Source organism: Anaeromyxobacter sp. K (assembly GCF_000020805.1).
GTDB classification, from domain to species: Bacteria; Myxococcota; Myxococcia; order Myxococcales; family Anaeromyxobacteraceae; genus Anaeromyxobacter; species Anaeromyxobacter dehalogenans.
The window spans coordinates 3571837-3585931 of record NC_011145.1 but is presented as its reverse complement, the minus strand read 5'-3'; the positions used below and the strand labels follow the sequence as shown (position 1 = coordinate 3585931).

General features: G+C 76.1%; 11 protein-coding genes. 3 read left to right on the top strand and 8 right to left on the bottom strand.

What is annotated here, in order from left to right; all coding sequences use genetic code 11:
* Positions 1 to 174 precede the first annotated feature (174 nt).
* Entirely contained in the window at positions 175 to 2499 is a 2325-nt protein-coding gene (locus ANAEK_RS16045; protein WP_232288453.1) for a hypothetical protein, read from the top strand.
* 54 nt (positions 2500 to 2553) lie between these two features.
* Here ANAEK_RS16045 and ANAEK_RS16040 read toward each other — a convergent pair whose 3' ends face one another.
* The 5 genes from ANAEK_RS16040 to ANAEK_RS16020 are packed head-to-tail and all read right to left on the bottom strand — an operon-like array spanning position 2554 to position 7092.
* Positions 2554 to 4290 (bottom strand): hypothetical protein, encoded by a 1737-nt coding sequence (locus tag ANAEK_RS16040; protein ID WP_012527184.1) that lies wholly within the window; start codon positions 4288 to 4290, stop codon positions 2554 to 2556.
* Positions 4291 to 4311: 21 nt separating this feature from the next.
* The gene (gene nrfD / locus ANAEK_RS16035) at positions 4312 to 5553 is read right to left on the bottom strand and encodes an NrfD/PsrC family molybdoenzyme membrane anchor subunit (RefSeq protein ID WP_012527183.1); all 1242 of its coding nucleotides are present in this window, start codon (positions 5551 to 5553) and stop codon (positions 4312 to 4314) included.
* Positions 5553 to 6374, bottom strand: coding sequence for a 4Fe-4S dicluster domain-containing protein (locus ANAEK_RS16030; RefSeq protein WP_012527182.1), 822 nt, complete (start codon positions 6372 to 6374; stop codon positions 5553 to 5555). Before ANAEK_RS16030 ends, nrfD begins: the two co-directional genes overlap by 1 nt.
* Before the next feature lie 11 nt (positions 6375 to 6385).
* Positions 6386 to 6850, bottom strand: coding sequence for a hypothetical protein (locus ANAEK_RS16025; protein ID WP_012527181.1), 465 nt, complete (start codon positions 6848 to 6850; stop codon positions 6386 to 6388).
* Positions 6850 to 7092: a hypothetical protein gene (locus tag ANAEK_RS16020; RefSeq protein WP_012527180.1), complete on the bottom strand. Its 243-nt coding sequence runs from the start codon at positions 7090 to 7092 to the stop codon at positions 6850 to 6852. Before ANAEK_RS16020 ends, ANAEK_RS16025 begins: the two co-directional genes overlap by 1 nt.
* 322 nt (positions 7093 to 7414) lie before the next feature.
* Between ANAEK_RS16020 and argG the strand changes: the two genes are divergently transcribed.
* Both argG and ANAEK_RS23645 read left to right on the top strand, forming a co-directional pair.
* A complete protein-coding gene (argG, locus tag ANAEK_RS16015; RefSeq protein WP_012527179.1) occupies positions 7415 to 8767 on the top strand; it encodes an argininosuccinate synthase in 1353 nt (450 codons plus the stop codon).
* 106 nt (positions 8768 to 8873) lie between these two features.
* Entirely contained in the window at positions 8874 to 10493 is a 1620-nt protein-coding gene (locus tag ANAEK_RS23645; RefSeq protein ID WP_012527178.1) for a methyl-accepting chemotaxis protein, read from the top strand.
* A gap of 183 nt (positions 10494 to 10676) precedes the next feature.
* On the opposite strand, the gene ANAEK_RS16005 is transcribed toward ANAEK_RS23645, so the two are convergent.
* The 3 genes from ANAEK_RS16005 to ANAEK_RS15995 all read right to left on the bottom strand — a co-directional run bounded on the left by ANAEK_RS16005 (position 10677) and on the right by ANAEK_RS15995 (position 14010).
* Positions 10677 to 11855, bottom strand: coding sequence for a pyridoxal phosphate-dependent aminotransferase (locus ANAEK_RS16005; RefSeq protein ID WP_012527177.1), 1179 nt, complete (start codon positions 11853 to 11855; stop codon positions 10677 to 10679).
* An 85-nt stretch (positions 11856 to 11940) separates the two neighbouring features.
* Positions 11941 to 12261, bottom strand: coding sequence for a hypothetical protein (locus ANAEK_RS16000; RefSeq protein WP_012527176.1), 321 nt, complete (start codon positions 12259 to 12261; stop codon positions 11941 to 11943).
* A gap of 117 nt (positions 12262 to 12378) precedes the next feature.
* Positions 12379 to 14010, bottom strand: coding sequence for a GMC oxidoreductase (locus ANAEK_RS15995; RefSeq protein WP_012527175.1), 1632 nt, complete (start codon positions 14008 to 14010; stop codon positions 12379 to 12381).
* Positions 14011 to 14095: the final 85 nt, after the last annotated feature.

Sequence of the window (14095 nt, the reverse complement as noted above, 5' to 3'; positions counted from 1 at the left end):
TCCGCCGCGCCATCTGCCCGGGATGGCTCGGGACGGGGACGGAACCGCGCAGGGCGTCGCGGGGCGACACGGTGGGGCACGCACGTTGCTCAACGGCCGGCGCCGCCGCCCGCGGGCGCGCGGCGCGCCGCCACCGGCGGTGAACCCCGTTCCGAGGAGAACGTCTTGATCCGAATGATCCACGGCCTCGCCGTCGCCGCGCTCGTCGCGGCCGCCGGGCTGGCCGGCTGCTCGTCGACCGAGGACAAGAAGTGCCAGGACTTCTGCGGCGAGGGCGCCGCCTGCGTGGGCGGCGCCTGCGTCGCGGTGGAGGCCTGCAGCCCCGCCTGCGGCGCGGGCACGGTGTGCCAGGGCGCCGGCGCGTCCGCGACCTGCGTGCCGCTCCTCTCCAGCGCCTGCGCCGGCGGCTGCGCGCAGGACCAGGTGTGCCTCGCGGCGGGCGGCACCGCCGCCTGCGTGGGCGTGTGCGGCGCCGGGCAGGCGTGGAACGCGGGGGCGCAGCGCTGCGAGGCCACCGCCTCCCTCTGCGGCCCGGGCCAGGCCTGGAACGCCACCGCGCTGCGCTGCGAGGTCACGAACATCCACGCCGCGTGGCTCACCGGCCCGTTCACGAAGGGCGAGGAGGTGACCGCCGAGTGCCTCACCTGCCACGCCGGCGCCGGTCAGGAGATGCTGGCCTCGGCGCACTTCCGCTGGGCCGGCCCGACGCCCGGGCTCCGCGACGCGGCCGGCAACCCGGTGGACGACGGGACCGTCGGCAAGAAGGGGCTCATCAACGACTTCTGCGTGGCGGTGCCGAGCAACGAGGGGCGCTGCGGCGAGTGCCACGCCGGCTACGGCGACCCGGCGCAGAAGAAGCTCGCCTACCAGCTCGCGCCCGACGCCGGCCGCGTGGACTGCCTGGTGTGCCACGCCGACCTGGGCACCGGCTACGTGAAGGCGCAGAAGAACTTCGGCGTCGCCGACGTGAAGCCCGTCTCCGGCTGCAGCCCCGCCTGCACCGGGACGCAGGTGTGCCTCCCGCTCGAGGCCGGGCCGGCCTGCGTCGCCCCCGGCTCGCCGGAGTACGCCGCGAAGCTCTCCGACGTGCTGCTCCAGGCCGCGCGCTCGGTGCGGCGCCCCGGCCGCGACAACTGCGGCAAGTGCCACTTCTACGCGGGCGGCGGCGACAACGTGAAGATGGGCGACCTCGCCTCGTCGCTGGCGGCCCCTGCCGGCCCGGAGGTGGACGTGCACATGGGCTCGGCGAACGCCGGCGCGCCCACGCTGTGCGTGGACTGCCACGCCGGCGACGCCTTCCGCCACGACCGCATGAAGGGCACCGGCCTCTCGGTCGCCATGGTGGAGGAGGCGCCGCTCGCGTGCGCCGACTGCCACGCGCCGACCGCGCCCATCCACACCGCGAAGCACCTCGCCGCGGTGGCGTGCCAGACCTGCCACGTGCCCGCGTTCTCGCGCCAGCTCGCCACCAAGACGAGCTGGGACTGGGAGCAGGCCGGCTACAAGGACTGCAAGTACCCCGGCGCGCCGCAGGCGATCGTGGACGCGTGCGTCACCAACCCGGCCAGCCCGGCGTTCGGCACGTCCAAGGCCGTCATCGACGGGGTGGAGGTGGACTACAACTGGCAGAAGGGCGTGTTCGTGATGGAGAAGGGCGTGAAGCCGGCGTACCGCTGGTACGACGGCACCGCCCGTCACACCACCGTCGCCGGCGCCCTGGCCTCGTTCGACCCCGCCGACGGGCTGGCGGCCGGCGCGCCCATCGCGCTGTCCGAGCCCGCCGCCCGGCTGGGCGACGCCGGCGCGCGCGTCACCCCGTTCAAGCACATGCAGGGGCGCCAGCCGGTGATGATCGACGGCGCGTTCGCCATCGTGCCGCACGTGTTCGGCGCCTGGTCGCTGTGGGGCACGAAGCCGGATCCGACCGCCGCGGGCGCGTCGATCCCGGTCGTCCCGGCCACCTCCGCCGCGCCGACCGGGCCGAGGTACGGCGACCACGCCACCTACGCGGCGTTCCTCGATGCCATGTGGAACGACGTGGTCTCGTTCGGCGCGGCCACCGCGGGGCAGGTCCCCGTGCTCGTCACCGTGGCCGCCGGCCACGCGACGCGCGACGCCGCCGGCGACGTGACGCTCGACGCGCCTGGGCACGGACTCGCCTCCGGCACGTACAACGTGATGACGCCCGACGCCGGCTTTGCGCCCGGCATCAAGGCGGTCACCGCGGTGGACGCGAACACGCTCCGCTGGCACGAGGCGGCGCTGCCGAACCCGGCCGCCCCGGTGGTCTCGACGCAGCCGGTGCGCCTGTTCCGCGCGCTCGTCCGCGGCGTGGACTGGCGCTGGAGCGACACCGAGATGTTCATGAACGTGAACCACGAGGTCGCGCCCCGGGCGCAGGCGATCTCGGCGTGCACGGACTGCCACGCCCCGGGCGCGCGCGTCCCGGTCTGCGACCTGTACCAGGGCGCGGCGACCCGGCCGTTCGGCTGTCCGTAGCGCGCCGGTGAGGGGAGGCCGCGGTCCCGGTGCGTCCGGGGCCGCGGCCCGTCGTCACCGCACCCTGGCCGGCGCCGCGGGCGCGGCGCGCGGCCGGCGCAGGCGCGGCACCGCCAGCAGCGCCAGCCCGAACAGCGCGAACGCGGGGACCAGCGTGGCCGGGCGGCCGTGCGGGACCGCGTCCACCAGCAGCTGCAGCCCGGCGAGCGCCAGCACCGGGTACGTGAGCCAGGACGCCTCCAGCCACTCCGGCCGGCGGCCCAGGGCCGCCAGCGCGAGCACCCCCGCGACGAGCGCCGCGGTGCGCGCCGCGGACAGGCCGGCCGGCGATCCGGCCAGCGCGGGCGAGGCGAGGCCCACCGCCGCGCCGCAGAGCCCGGCCGCCGCCACCCCCACCAGCACGAGCTGCGGCGCCCGCTCGGCGCGGGTGGCGCGCCCCACCGCGCCGGCGCAGCGCCAGGCGGTGGCGAGGACCAGCGCGAGCACCGCCAGCGCCGCCGCCCCGGGCGGCTCGGCGGGCCCGGCCAGCGCCACCGCGGCCCCGCTGACGAGGCCGCCCGCGAGCGCCGCCGCCGCGCCCGCCAGCGCCGCGTGAAGCGCGAGCGTGGCCCGGCGCAGCCGCCGGGCCAGCAGCGCCGCGCCCAGGCCCAGCGCGGCCCAAGCGATGGCCCGCGCGGCGCCGTCGAGCAGCAGGCCGCTGCCGCACAGCGCGAGCAGCAGCGCCACGGCGGCGTAGAAGCGGAAGTTCGCGCGCGCCGCGTCGCGCCGGTCGGCGAACGCGAACGCGACGCCGTAGGCGCCGGACGCCAGCAGGAGCGCCGCCACGCCGAAGCCCGCCGCGCCGCCCTCCGCCCGCGCGTCGAGCAGCGCGGCGCCGCCCAGGCCGACCGCGAGCGCGGCGGCCGCCTGGACCACCTCGAACGGCACCACCGCCCGCTGGAGCACCAGCGTGCGGACCGCGATGCTGCCGAGGTACGCGGCGAGCAGGATCCCGAGCACGAGCAGGGCGGTCCCGGCGTCCTCGCCGCCGCGCGCGGCGCGCACCGCCAGCGCGAGCGCCGCCAGGTCGGCGGCGGCCGCCACCGGCCAGCGCGGGCCGTACCAGTCGAGCACGTAGCCCATCCACAGCGTCGCCGTCCCCACCGCCACGAGGACCAGGGCCGCCGGCGCGAACCGCCCGGAGGCGGCGGCGAGCGCCAGCGCGGTCGCGACCGCGCCGAGCGCCGCGATCCAGGCGAGCGCGGGCAGGCGGCGGCGCCAGGAGACGGCCAGCGCCGGGCCGGCGAGCGCCGCGAGCGCGAGCGCCGCCGCGCCCGGGCCGAGCAGCCGGAGGCGGGTGGCCGCCTCGAACACGAGCGGGAACCCGACCAGCGCGGCGGTGAGGCCGTGCGCGACGGCGCTCGCCGGCGGCGGCCCGCCCGCGGGCGCGGCGCGCCCGGCGCGGTCCGCGAGCGCGAGCAGGGCGAACGCGAGCGCCACCCCGAGCGCCACGCCCAGCCACGGCGGGAGCCGGCCGGCGTCGGTGACGGCGCGCAGCACGAACGCGCCGGCCAGCACGAGGAAGCTGCGGCCGGCCACCGTGAGCCCGCCGGCGAGGCCGCCGGCGAGCGCGGCCGCGTCGGCGGCGGCCGGGCCGCGACCCACCGCGGCGGTCCCCGCGGCCCTGGCGGAGGCGCCTCGCAGCGCGCTCGTGTGGGCCTCCAGCGCGCCCACCCGCCGCTCGAGCCGCTCCACGGCCTGGGTCAGCTCCTGCAGCCTCGCCTCGATCGTCCCCGGCGCGCCCTCGGCCATGGCCCGCCTCCACGTCCTTCGCTAAGGGTGAACGTCTCCCAGCCCGGTGCGGGCGCGCGCGTCGCGGACGCCGCCGGGCTCGTGCGCGGCGGCGTCCGCCTCGCCCTGGCCGGGCGGGTCGATGCCGAGCACCCGGTCGAACACCCACAGGATCGCGAACGGCGCGAGCACGAGCGCGACGGCCATCAGCACGCCCTCGCGCCCGAACAGCTCCGGCTCGTAGTGCGAGCGCAGGCCGCGCAGCGACTTCGAGAGGAGCTGCCCGCCGATCACGATGTTCCAGCGCATCGAGAACACCTGCAGCAGGCAGAGCAGCGCCGCCACCGTGGAGAGCGTGTTCCGGACGCGCGGGTGCAGGTAGCGGTTCATCAGCACCACCACCGCGAGCAGGATCACCGGGATGAGCCCGCCCACGATCATCTGCACCGTCACGTACGAGAGCTCGAGGCGGGTGGTGATGAGCTCCGAGATGATCAGCCACGAGTCGGAGCGCTCGTAGGCCATCACCAGGATCTCGAGCAGCTCCAGCGAGAGCGTGAGGATCAGGAACAGCCACAGCCAGCGCGCCAGCGAGGAGACGCAGGGCTGGTCCGCGGGGCGGCCGCGCAGCTTCGAGACGACCTGGTAGAGCACCAGGAGCAGCGCGATGCCCGACACCGCCGCCGAGACCAGGAAGATGATGGGCATGAGCGGCGTGGACCACCACGGGTTCGCCTTGATGGCGCCGAAGATGAACCCCACGTACCCGTGCAGCATGCACGCGCCGGGGAGGCCGATGCCGGCGAGCACCGCGATGGCGCGGTGGTCCACCGCCAGCGCCTCCGGGCTCGTGTCGTAGGTGCCGAGCGCGAGCGTCGCGTAGAGGGCGCGCGCCGCCCCCCGGCTGCGCCGGGCCCGGTCGATGATCTCGCGCCGCCAGACGAACCAGACCTCCAGCGCCAGGACCAGCAGGTAGCCGCCGTACAGCATCCCGAAGCCGGCCATGGCCGAGGTGAAGTGCGGCGTGACGAGCACGAGCGGGCCGCGCTCCGGGTGCCCGAGGTGGAGCTGCAGCGGCAGCGACGCCACCAGCAGGAACGAGAACGACGTCGCCATGGCGAGCCGCGCCACCGGCCGGAGCTCGGCGCGGCCGAACAGGTGGAACAGGCTCGTGACGATGAACGCGCCCGCCACGAAGCCGGTGATGTACGGGTACATCACGATCATCAGGCTCCACCACACGTGGACGTCGTTCGGGAACGCGAAGCCGCTGATCTGGGGCATCACCGCACCTCCCCGTCGAGGTGGAGGTAGAAGCACTGCGGCTCGGTGCGCAGGTGCGGCTGCAGCACCGCGACGCGGTCGTGCTCGATGGCGTGGCGCACCGGATCGCCCTCGCGCCGCAGGTCGCCGAACGCGCGCGCGCCGGTGGGGCAGACCTCGACGCAGGCCGGGCGCAGCCCGCGGCTGATGCGGTGGTAGCACCAGGTGCATTTCTCGGCCGTGTGCGTCTCCGGCGACAGGAAGCGGCTGCCGAACGGGCAGGCCTGCACGCAGTACGCGCACCCGATGCAGCGCTCGCCGTCCACCAGCACCACGCCGTCGGGGGTGCGGTAGGAGGCGCCCACCGGGCAGACCTGGATGCACGGGGTCTCGCGGCAGTGGTTGCACATCTTCGGCACGAAGAACGACTTCGTCGCGACGAACGCGACCTGGAGCGCCGGGAAGCCGTCCTTGCCGCCGTTCGGCGAGTCCACGCTGGTCCCGTCCATGCCGGTGACGTAGCGCTCGACCCAGGTGCGGAAGAAGCCGTCGGGCACGTGGTTCTCGGCGCTGCACGCCCGCACGCAGGAGCCGCAGCCGATGCACTTCTCGGGATCCACCAGGTAGGCCCAGCGGTGCTCCCAGGGCTGGTAGCCGTCCGCGGGCGGCGGCGCGCCGGAGGCCGCCTCCGCCGCGGCCGGCGCGGCAGCGGTGGCGCCGGCGAGGAAGACCACCGCCCCGCCGGAGAGCAGCAGGACGTCCTCCAGGAACGCGCGGCGGCCGAGGACGCGCGGGGTGGAGCGGCCTCCGGTCGGCGCGGGGCACGGCGTGCGGTCGTCCATGATCGCCTCCGCTACGGCGTGGGAGCGTGGGGGTCGTGGCAGGCGAGGCAGGCGCCGGCGTCGAGCGGGCCCTCGACGTGCTCCTCGAGCACCACCTGCGGGAACGCGGCGGGCCGGCCGAGGACCTTGCGGTGGCAGCGCGCGCACAGCGCCGGCGAGCGGTCCACCGTGGGCGAGGTCACGCGCCCGTCGCCGGCCACGTGCGCGAGGAGCGGCCCGTGGCAGATCTCGCAGCTCACCGCGCGGTGCGCGCCGGCCGCGCGTCGGCGCAGCTCGTCCTCGTGGCAGGCGCCGCAGGCCGCCGGGCCGCGATGGGCCGGCGTCCGCGCGTTCATCTGCTCGGCCACGTTGGCCCAGCGGTAGGGCCCGTGGAGGCCGTAGGTGGGCGGCACCAGGAAGCCGCGGGTGATCCCGACGCCGGCCAGCAGCGCCAGGACCACCAGCGCGGCGCGGAAGACGTGGCGCGCGTGCTCCATCACCGCACCTCCGGATCCGGACCCTCCCGGCCGAGCTGCTCCGGGAGGAAGAGCCAGGCGAGCCACCGCGTCCGCCGGCGCGGCCGGGGCGGCGCGAGCGGGAGGGGCTCGGGAAGGAGCAGCAGGCCGAGGAGGCTGCGCCGCTCGCACCGCGGCGGCGCCGGGGGGGGCGCCGGGGGGAGGGTCTCGATCGCGACGATCCTGCGGAGGCCGGCGATCAGGGCCGCGGTGCGAGGCGGCATGTGGGGAAGCGAAGCATGCGGCGCCTTGCCGCGGCAATCCCCCCGGCGCGCCGCCGCGGCGAGCGCAGCCGGCGGAGGCGCCGCAGGTGCGCGGATCCAGGGCGCTCTCGGCGCGCGGGTGCGCGCCATCGCCGCACCGCGTCGAGGGGAGGACGATTTGACGCCCATCAGGCGCGGGCGCGACAAGTGACGGTCAGTGAATGGCGCCCGGGCGCCCGCCTGCCCGCTCCGGCGGTCCCGCCGCGCCGACGGGAGAGGATCGGTCCACCTGCGCGCACGCCCGCTGGAACACGGCCCGGAATTCTGCTACTTGGCCCGTCCCATGAGCCGGATCTACAAGTCGCTTCCTCCGAAGGGCACCGCCATCGGCATCGCGTTCAGCGGCGGCCTCGACACGCGCTGCGCGGTGGCCTGGATGTCCGAGCAGGGCATGGCGGTCCACGCCTACACCGCGGACCTCGCCCAGCCCGACGAGGCGAACCCGGCCGACATCCCGCCCATCGCGCTCCAGCACGGCGCCGCGAAGGCGCGGCTGGTGGACTGCCGCGAGGCGATGGTGCGCGAGGGCATCGCCGCCATCCAGTGCGGCGCGTTCCACCTGTCCTCCGGCGGCAAGAAGTACTTCAACACCACGCCGCTCGGCCGCGCGGTCACCGGCACCGCCATCGTGCGCGCCATGCGCGAGGACGGCGTGCACGTCTTCGGCGACGGCTCCACGCACAAGGGCAACGACATCCAGCGGTTCTACCGGTACGGCATCCTGGTGGACCCGCAGCTCAAGATCTACAAGCCCTGGCTCGACCAGGCCTTCGTGACCGCGTTCGGCGGCCGCAAGGAGATGAGCGAGTACCTGGAGCGCCGGCAGCTGCCCTACAAGATGGGCAAGGAGAAGGCCTACTCCACCGACGCGAACGTGCTCGGCGCCACGCACGAGGCGAAGGACCTCGAGCGGCTCGACTCGAGCATGCGGATCGTCGAGCCGATCATGGGCGTGGCGCACTGGAAGCCCGAGGTCCAGATCGCAACCGAGGAGATCGAGATCACCTGGGAGCAGGGCCAGCCGGTCGAGCTGAACGGGAAGCGCTTCCCCTCGCCGTACGAGCTGTTCCTCGAGGCGAACCGCATCGGCGGGCGCCACGGCCTGGGGATGAGCGACCAGATCGAGAACCGGGTCATCGACGCGAAGAGCCGGGGCATCTACGAGGCCCCCGGCATGGCGCTCCTGCACCTCGGCTACGAGCGGCTGCTCTCCGCCATCCACAACGAGAACACGCTCGACCTGTACTTCACGCTGGGCCGCCGCCTGGGCCGCCTGCTCTACGAGGGCAAGTGGTTCGACCCCGAGGCGCTCATGCTTCGCGACGGGCTCACCCGCTGGGTGGCGCCCGCCGTCACCGGCAGCGTGCGCGTCGAGCTGCGCCGGGGCGACGACTGGACCGTCCTCTCGACCCGCGCCGAGTACATGAGCTACGCGCCGGAGAAGCTGTCGATGGAGCGCGTGGCCGATCCCGCGTTCACGCCGGAGGACCGCATCGGCGCGCTGGAGCTGCAGAACCTGAGCGTGGGCGACAACCGCGACCTGCTGCTGCACCACCTCGACGCCGTCCGGAAGCTGGGCGCCGCGACCCGCGGCCCCGGCCTCGGGGCGCTGCTCGGCTCCGGCGAGGACGAGTGATCGCCCGGCGCGGCCCCGCGGCCGCGCCGGATCTGCTCCCTGCTCCCACATCGGCGCCCCGGCGTCCCCTGCGACGGGAGCGCGAGCCGGGTTAGGACTGAGGTCCATGGCCCACGCACGCCCTCCCTCCGCGCGGCCCGCTCGCGGCGCGCTCGCGCGCCTGCGCGACCTGAAGCTCCGGACCAAGCTGCTCGTCCTGCTCGCGGGCGTGAACGCAGCCTCGGCGGCCGCGTTCGTGACGATCTCGTACCGCGTGCAGGCCGGCGAGATCCGCGCGGCCGTGGACGACAAGCTGCTCACCGCGGCCCGCGCGGCGGCGCTGTTCCTGGTGCCGTTCCACGACCGGATCGACGGCCCCGCCTCGATCACGCCCGAGGAGCACCTCGAGGTGCAGCGGCGCCTCTCCGCGCTCGCGGAGGAGACCGGCCTCGCCTACCTGTACACGGTCGTCGCGCAGGGCTCCGGGAGCGCGTTCACGTCGTCGAGCGCCACGCGCGAGGAGCTCGCCTCCGGCACCGGCCCGCGCTTCTTCCAGGCCACCACGCACCCGAGCCCGGGCCTGGTGGCGGCGCTCGCGGATCACCGGGTCCACTTCGACACCTACGTCGATCCCACCGACTCGCTGCGCTCGGTCTACGTGCCGCTCCGCTCGCGCAGCGGCAAGGAGTTCTTCCTCGGGGTGGACGTCCACACCGCCACCCTGGAGGGCGCGATCCGGGCGGCGCTGTGGCGCGCGCTCGCCACGGGCGCCGCGGTGCTCGCCCTGGGCCTGCTCGCCTCGGCGCTGATGCTCGGCCCGCTCCTGGCGCGGCTGCAGCGCGTGGGCGCGACCCTCCACCTGGTGGCGCGCGGCCGGCTGGACGTCGAGCTGGAGGAGGACGGCGGGGCGGACGAGATCGGGCGCGTCATCGAGGCGCTCCGCGGGATGGTGGCGGCGCTCTCCGGCGCGGCCGGGAGCATCCGCGGGGCGGCGGACGCGCTCGCCGCCGGCAGCGGTCAGCTCGCCGGTGGCGCCGCGGCGCTCTCGCAGGCCTCGAGCGAGCAGGCCTCCGAGACCGAGCAGGCCTCGGCGGCCATGCACGAGATCGCGCGGCACGCGCAGGAGAACGCCGCGGCGGCGGCGCGGACCGGCGAGGCCGCGGCGGGCGCGGCCCGGGGCGCCCGCGCCGGCGGCGAGGCGGCGGCCCGGACCGCGGCGGCCATGCGCGAGGTGGGCGAGAAGATCTCGATCGTGGAGGAGATCGCCTACCAGACCAACCTGCTGGCCCTGAACGCGGCCATCGAGGCGGCGCGCGCCGGCGAGCACGGTCGCGGCTTCGCGGTGGTGGCGAGCGAGGTGCGCCGGCTCGCGGAGCGGAGCCGGGCGGCGGCCGAGGACATCGGCCGGCTCACCGCCGCGAGCGTGGACCTCGCCGCCCAGGCCGGGACCGCGCTCGACGCGGTGGTGCCCGAGGTGGAGCGGACCGCCGCCCTCGTCCAGCAGATCTCGGCCGGCAGCGCCGCGCAGGGGGCGAGCGCCGCGCGGGTGAGCGGTGCGCTGCGGAGCCTGGAGGAGATCGGCGGCCGGAACGCGGCCGCGGCGGAGGAGCTGTCGTCCACCGCCGAGGAGCTGGCCGCCCAGGCCGAGGGGCTGCGGGACGCGATCGGCTTCTTCCGCGGCGTGGCCGCCGGGGCGGAGCCGCACCCGCCCTCCGCGCCGCCGCTCCGGCTCGCGTCGGGGCGGTGAGAGCACGTGAACCAATCCCCTCCCGTCGCCGCGGCGGCCGATCCGCGTCGCATCGCGTCGTTGCTCCTCCCTCACATGCCGACGGGCATGCTCGGTCGTCGCGCCTCGCGCTGCTCGCGTCTCGACCGCCTGGCTCGGTCCGGGGATTGATTCACGCGCTCTGAGCGGAGCGACCGGCGCCGCTCAGCCGGGCCGGCCCGTTCGCCCCAGCAGCGGCCCGAGCCGCGCCAGCGCCGCGCCGAGCGCGTCGGGCGTGACGGCGGTGAAGCAGAGCCGTGCGTGCGTCCGGTACGCCGCGCCGGTCGCCGGCCCCGGCGTGAGCAGCACGCCCGCCTCGAGGCAGCGCGCCAGGAAGCCGTCGAGCGCCTCGCCCGGCCGGAGGTGCGGGGCCACGTCCAGGAACAGGAACGTCCCGGCCTCCGGCGCGAGCACGCCGAGCGCGGCGGCGGCGCTGCGGCCGGCCCGCGCGTACATCGCGCGGGTCTCCGCGAGCCAGGCGTCGCCCTCGCGGAGCGCACGGGCGGCGGCGATCTGGAACGGGCGCGGCGCGCAGTAGGTCTTGAACGTCTGCACCGCCCGCACCGCGCGCATGATCTCCTCGGGCCCGTGCGTGTAGCCCACCCGCGCGCCCGCGAGCGCGTACGCCTTCGAGAACGAGTGGGTGGCGACGGTGCGCTCGCGCAGCTCCGGCCGCGTCCAGATCGGCGGGCGCGGCGTGCCGTACTGCAGGTCCTCGTAGACCTCGTCCGCGATCACCCACAGCGCGTGGCGACGCGCCAGGCGCGCCAGCGCGGTGACCAGCTCGTCCGGGAGCGAGCGGCCGGTGGGGTTGTTGGGCGAGTTCACGTAGATGGCGGCGGTGCGCGGCGTCACCGCGGCGGCGAGCGCCGCCTCCGGGTCGAACCCCGGCGCGTCGAGCCGGTCGAAGAACGGCACCTCCACCGGCACCGCGCCGCGCGCCGCCACGATGCCGCGGATGAGCGGCCAGTAGGGCGCGAGCACGATCACCTCGTCGCCCGGGTCGAGCAGCGCGTCCACCACCACCGCCAGCCCCGCGGTGGCGCCCACCATGACCTGGAGCCCCTCGCGCGCGACCGGCGCCCCTCCGCGCGCCCGCAGCCGCTCCTGGATGGCGTCGAGCAGCGCCGGCTCCCCCTGCACCGGCGCGTAGCCGTGGAGGCCCGGGTGATCGGCCACGCGCTGCGCCTCGGCGCGGGCGAAGGCGGGCGGCTCGCGCCAGGTGTCGCCCACGTTGAGCGCGTACACCGGGCCCTGGGGCAGGTGCACCGGGCCGCCGGTCGGGCTGTAGACGCGGTCGGAGAGGGTGGCGGTGGTGGGGGAAGGGAACGGGTGGCGGGCCATGGGGCATCGCCGGCGGGGCGGGCGGCGCGCCCGTCCGGTGAGGCCCGCCCTCCGCGCCGGCCGGCGGAGGGCGGGCATCCTGGCCTCAGCGGCCGCGCGTCGCGCGCGACTCGGGGCGCATCTCGCCGGTGCGGCGCTTCACGCGCATCTGGCTGTCGGTCTTCTGGCGGTTGGAGGCCTTGCGGGTGGACTTGCGCGACGGCTTCCCGGCCGAGTCCTCCAGCGCGTACTGCGCCTTCTTCCCGGCGCGGACCGACTCGTGGCGCGCGCTCTTGCGGCTCGTGGCGCTCACCCCCGGCAGCGCGGTGTCCACGGGTGTGTCGCGCCGCGCCGGCCGCGGCTGCTTCGCCTTCTTCGGGCCGGAACGCTCGGTCTCGTAGCGGAACCGCTCAGCCTTCGTGGCCATCGAACCTCCTCGCAAGTGAGCTGCGGCGTGGCGTGAACCCTCTGGAAGCGTGCGCGCCCGCGCCCAGCGGACTCAAGCCCCAATTCGGGCTCAGACGGGAAGGCGCGCGGCGCCCGGTCACGCGGCGCCACCCGGCGGGCGCGGGGCCGGCCGCTGCGCGCCGGCGGGGCTGGCGGGGATCCGGCTCATGACGTGCTCGGCGAGCGCGGTGATGGTGAGCGACGGGTTCACGCCCAGGTTCGCGGGCACCAGGCTGCCGTCGGCGACGTACAGGTCCTGGTAGCCGAACACGCGTCCCTGCGCGTCGCAGACGCCCTCGGCCGGCGACGCACCCATCGTCGCGCCGCCCAGGATGTGCGCGGTGCTCGAGGCGCCCAGGAACACCTCGTGGAGCCCGCTCTGCGCCACGCCGTCCATGCGCACGGCCATCCTGCGCGCCACCGCGTTCGCGAGCGGCATGTAGCTGGGCGGGCGGGGGCCGTCGAGCGCGCTGGTGAGGGATCGCCCCCACGGCCGGCGCGCCAGCCGCAGCCGCAGGTGGCTCGCGAGCGGCTGCATCACGAGCAGCACCGCGGTGCGCCGCGCCCAGCCGAACGGCCAGTGCGCGCGGGAGAAGTCCAGCGGGTGCCGGAACAGGTTCCCGAGCCAGCGCAGCGGGCGCGGCCAGGGCGGCCCGCCGCCGGTGAGGTGCGTCGCGAGGAGCGACATGAAGTCGTGGCCCGCGCCGTAGCGGACGACCTCCATGTGCGTGTCGTCGTCCGCCTGCAGCCCCGAGGTGATGGCGAGCCCGTGGCTGTAGTCCACGTCGTCGCGGCGCGCGGTGACGGCGAGCAGCGCCTCGCTGTTGGTGCGCACGTGGTTGCCGAGCTGATCGGAGAGCGCCGGCAGGCTCCCGCCCGCCCTGCAGCGGAGCAGCAGGCGCACCGTGCCGATCGCGCCCGCGGCCAGCACCACGCCGCGCGCGCGGAGCACGCGCCGCTGGCGCCGGACCACGTGCGTGGACGACCGCGTGTGGACCTCCCAGCCTCCGCCCGCGAGCGGATGGAGGTCGGTGACCCGCGTCTCGGGCAGGATCTCGGCGCCGCGCCGCTCGGCCAGGTAGAGGTAGTTCCGGTCGAGCGTGTTCTTCGCGCCGTGGCGGCAGCCCGTCATGCACTCGCCGCACAGCGAGCAGCCGATCCGCGCCGGCCCTTCGCCGCCGAAGTACGGGTCCGGTGCGGCGCGCTTCGGGTCGCCGAAGTGCACCGCGACGGTGTGGCGCGAGAACGTGTGGCCGCGCCCGGTCTCCTCGTCCACCGCCTGGCGCAGCGCCTCGTCGCCCGGGAACACCTCCGGCGCCTCCACCGCGCCCAGCATGAACCTCGCCATCGCGTAGTGCGGCGCGAGGCGCGCCCTCCAGCCGCCGCCCGGCCAGCGCGGATCCTCGAAGGCGCGATCCGGAGGGGTGAGCAGCGTGTTCGCGTAGACCAGGCTGCCGCCGCCCACGCCCGCGCCGTGCAGCACGAGGACGTCCTTCAGCAGCGTGATCTGCTGGATCCCGAACAGCCGCAGCCTCGGCATCCACAGGAACTTGCGCAGGTTCCAGTTGGTGCGCGGGAAGTCCTCCGGCCGCCAGCGCCTGCCCATCTCGAGCACGCCGACGCGCCAGCCCTTCTCGGCCAGCCGCAGCGCGGACACCGAGCCGCCGAAGCCGGAGCCGATCACGAGGTAGTCGTAGTCGAAGGGGGCGTCGGGCTGGGGGCCGGGCATGGTCGAACGTCCATGCTAACCGCGGCCACGGCGCGGGGTCGAGCGGCGCGCCGCTCGTGCTCGCGCCCGGCCGGGTCGCGCGGTA

Bases quoted from the DNA above. Each gene is read 5' to 3' on its own strand.
- argG (WP_012527179.1), top strand. From the start codon at position 7,415: ATGAGCCGGATCTACAAGTCGCTTCCTCCGAAGGGCACCGCCATCGGC.
- ANAEK_RS16000 (WP_012527176.1), bottom strand. From the start codon at position 12,261: ATGGCCACGAAGGCTGAGCGGTTCCGCTACGAGACCGAGCGTTCCGGC.
- nrfD (WP_012527183.1), bottom strand. From the start codon at position 5,553: ATGCCCCAGATCAGCGGCTTCGCGTTCCCGAACGACGTCCACGTGTGG.
- ANAEK_RS23645 (WP_012527178.1), top strand. From the start codon at position 8,874: ATGGCCCACGCACGCCCTCCCTCCGCGCGGCCCGCTCGCGGCGCGCTC.
- ANAEK_RS15995 (WP_012527175.1), bottom strand. From the start codon at position 14,010: ATGCCCGGCCCCCAGCCCGACGCCCCCTTCGACTACGACTACCTCGTG.
- ANAEK_RS16045 (WP_232288453.1), top strand. From the start codon at position 175: ATGATCCACGGCCTCGCCGTCGCCGCGCTCGTCGCGGCCGCCGGGCTG.
- ANAEK_RS16030 (WP_012527182.1), bottom strand. From the start codon at position 6,374: ATGGACGACCGCACGCCGTGCCCCGCGCCGACCGGAGGCCGCTCCACC.
- ANAEK_RS16020 (WP_012527180.1), bottom strand. From the start codon at position 7,092: ATGCCGCCTCGCACCGCGGCCCTGATCGCCGGCCTCCGCAGGATCGTC.
- ANAEK_RS16040 (WP_012527184.1), bottom strand. From the start codon at position 4,290: ATGGCCGAGGGCGCGCCGGGGACGATCGAGGCGAGGCTGCAGGAGCTG.
- ANAEK_RS16005 (WP_012527177.1), bottom strand. From the start codon at position 11,855: ATGGCCCGCCACCCGTTCCCTTCCCCCACCACCGCCACCCTCTCCGAC.
- ANAEK_RS16025 (WP_012527181.1), bottom strand. From the start codon at position 6,850: ATGGAGCACGCGCGCCACGTCTTCCGCGCCGCGCTGGTGGTCCTGGCG.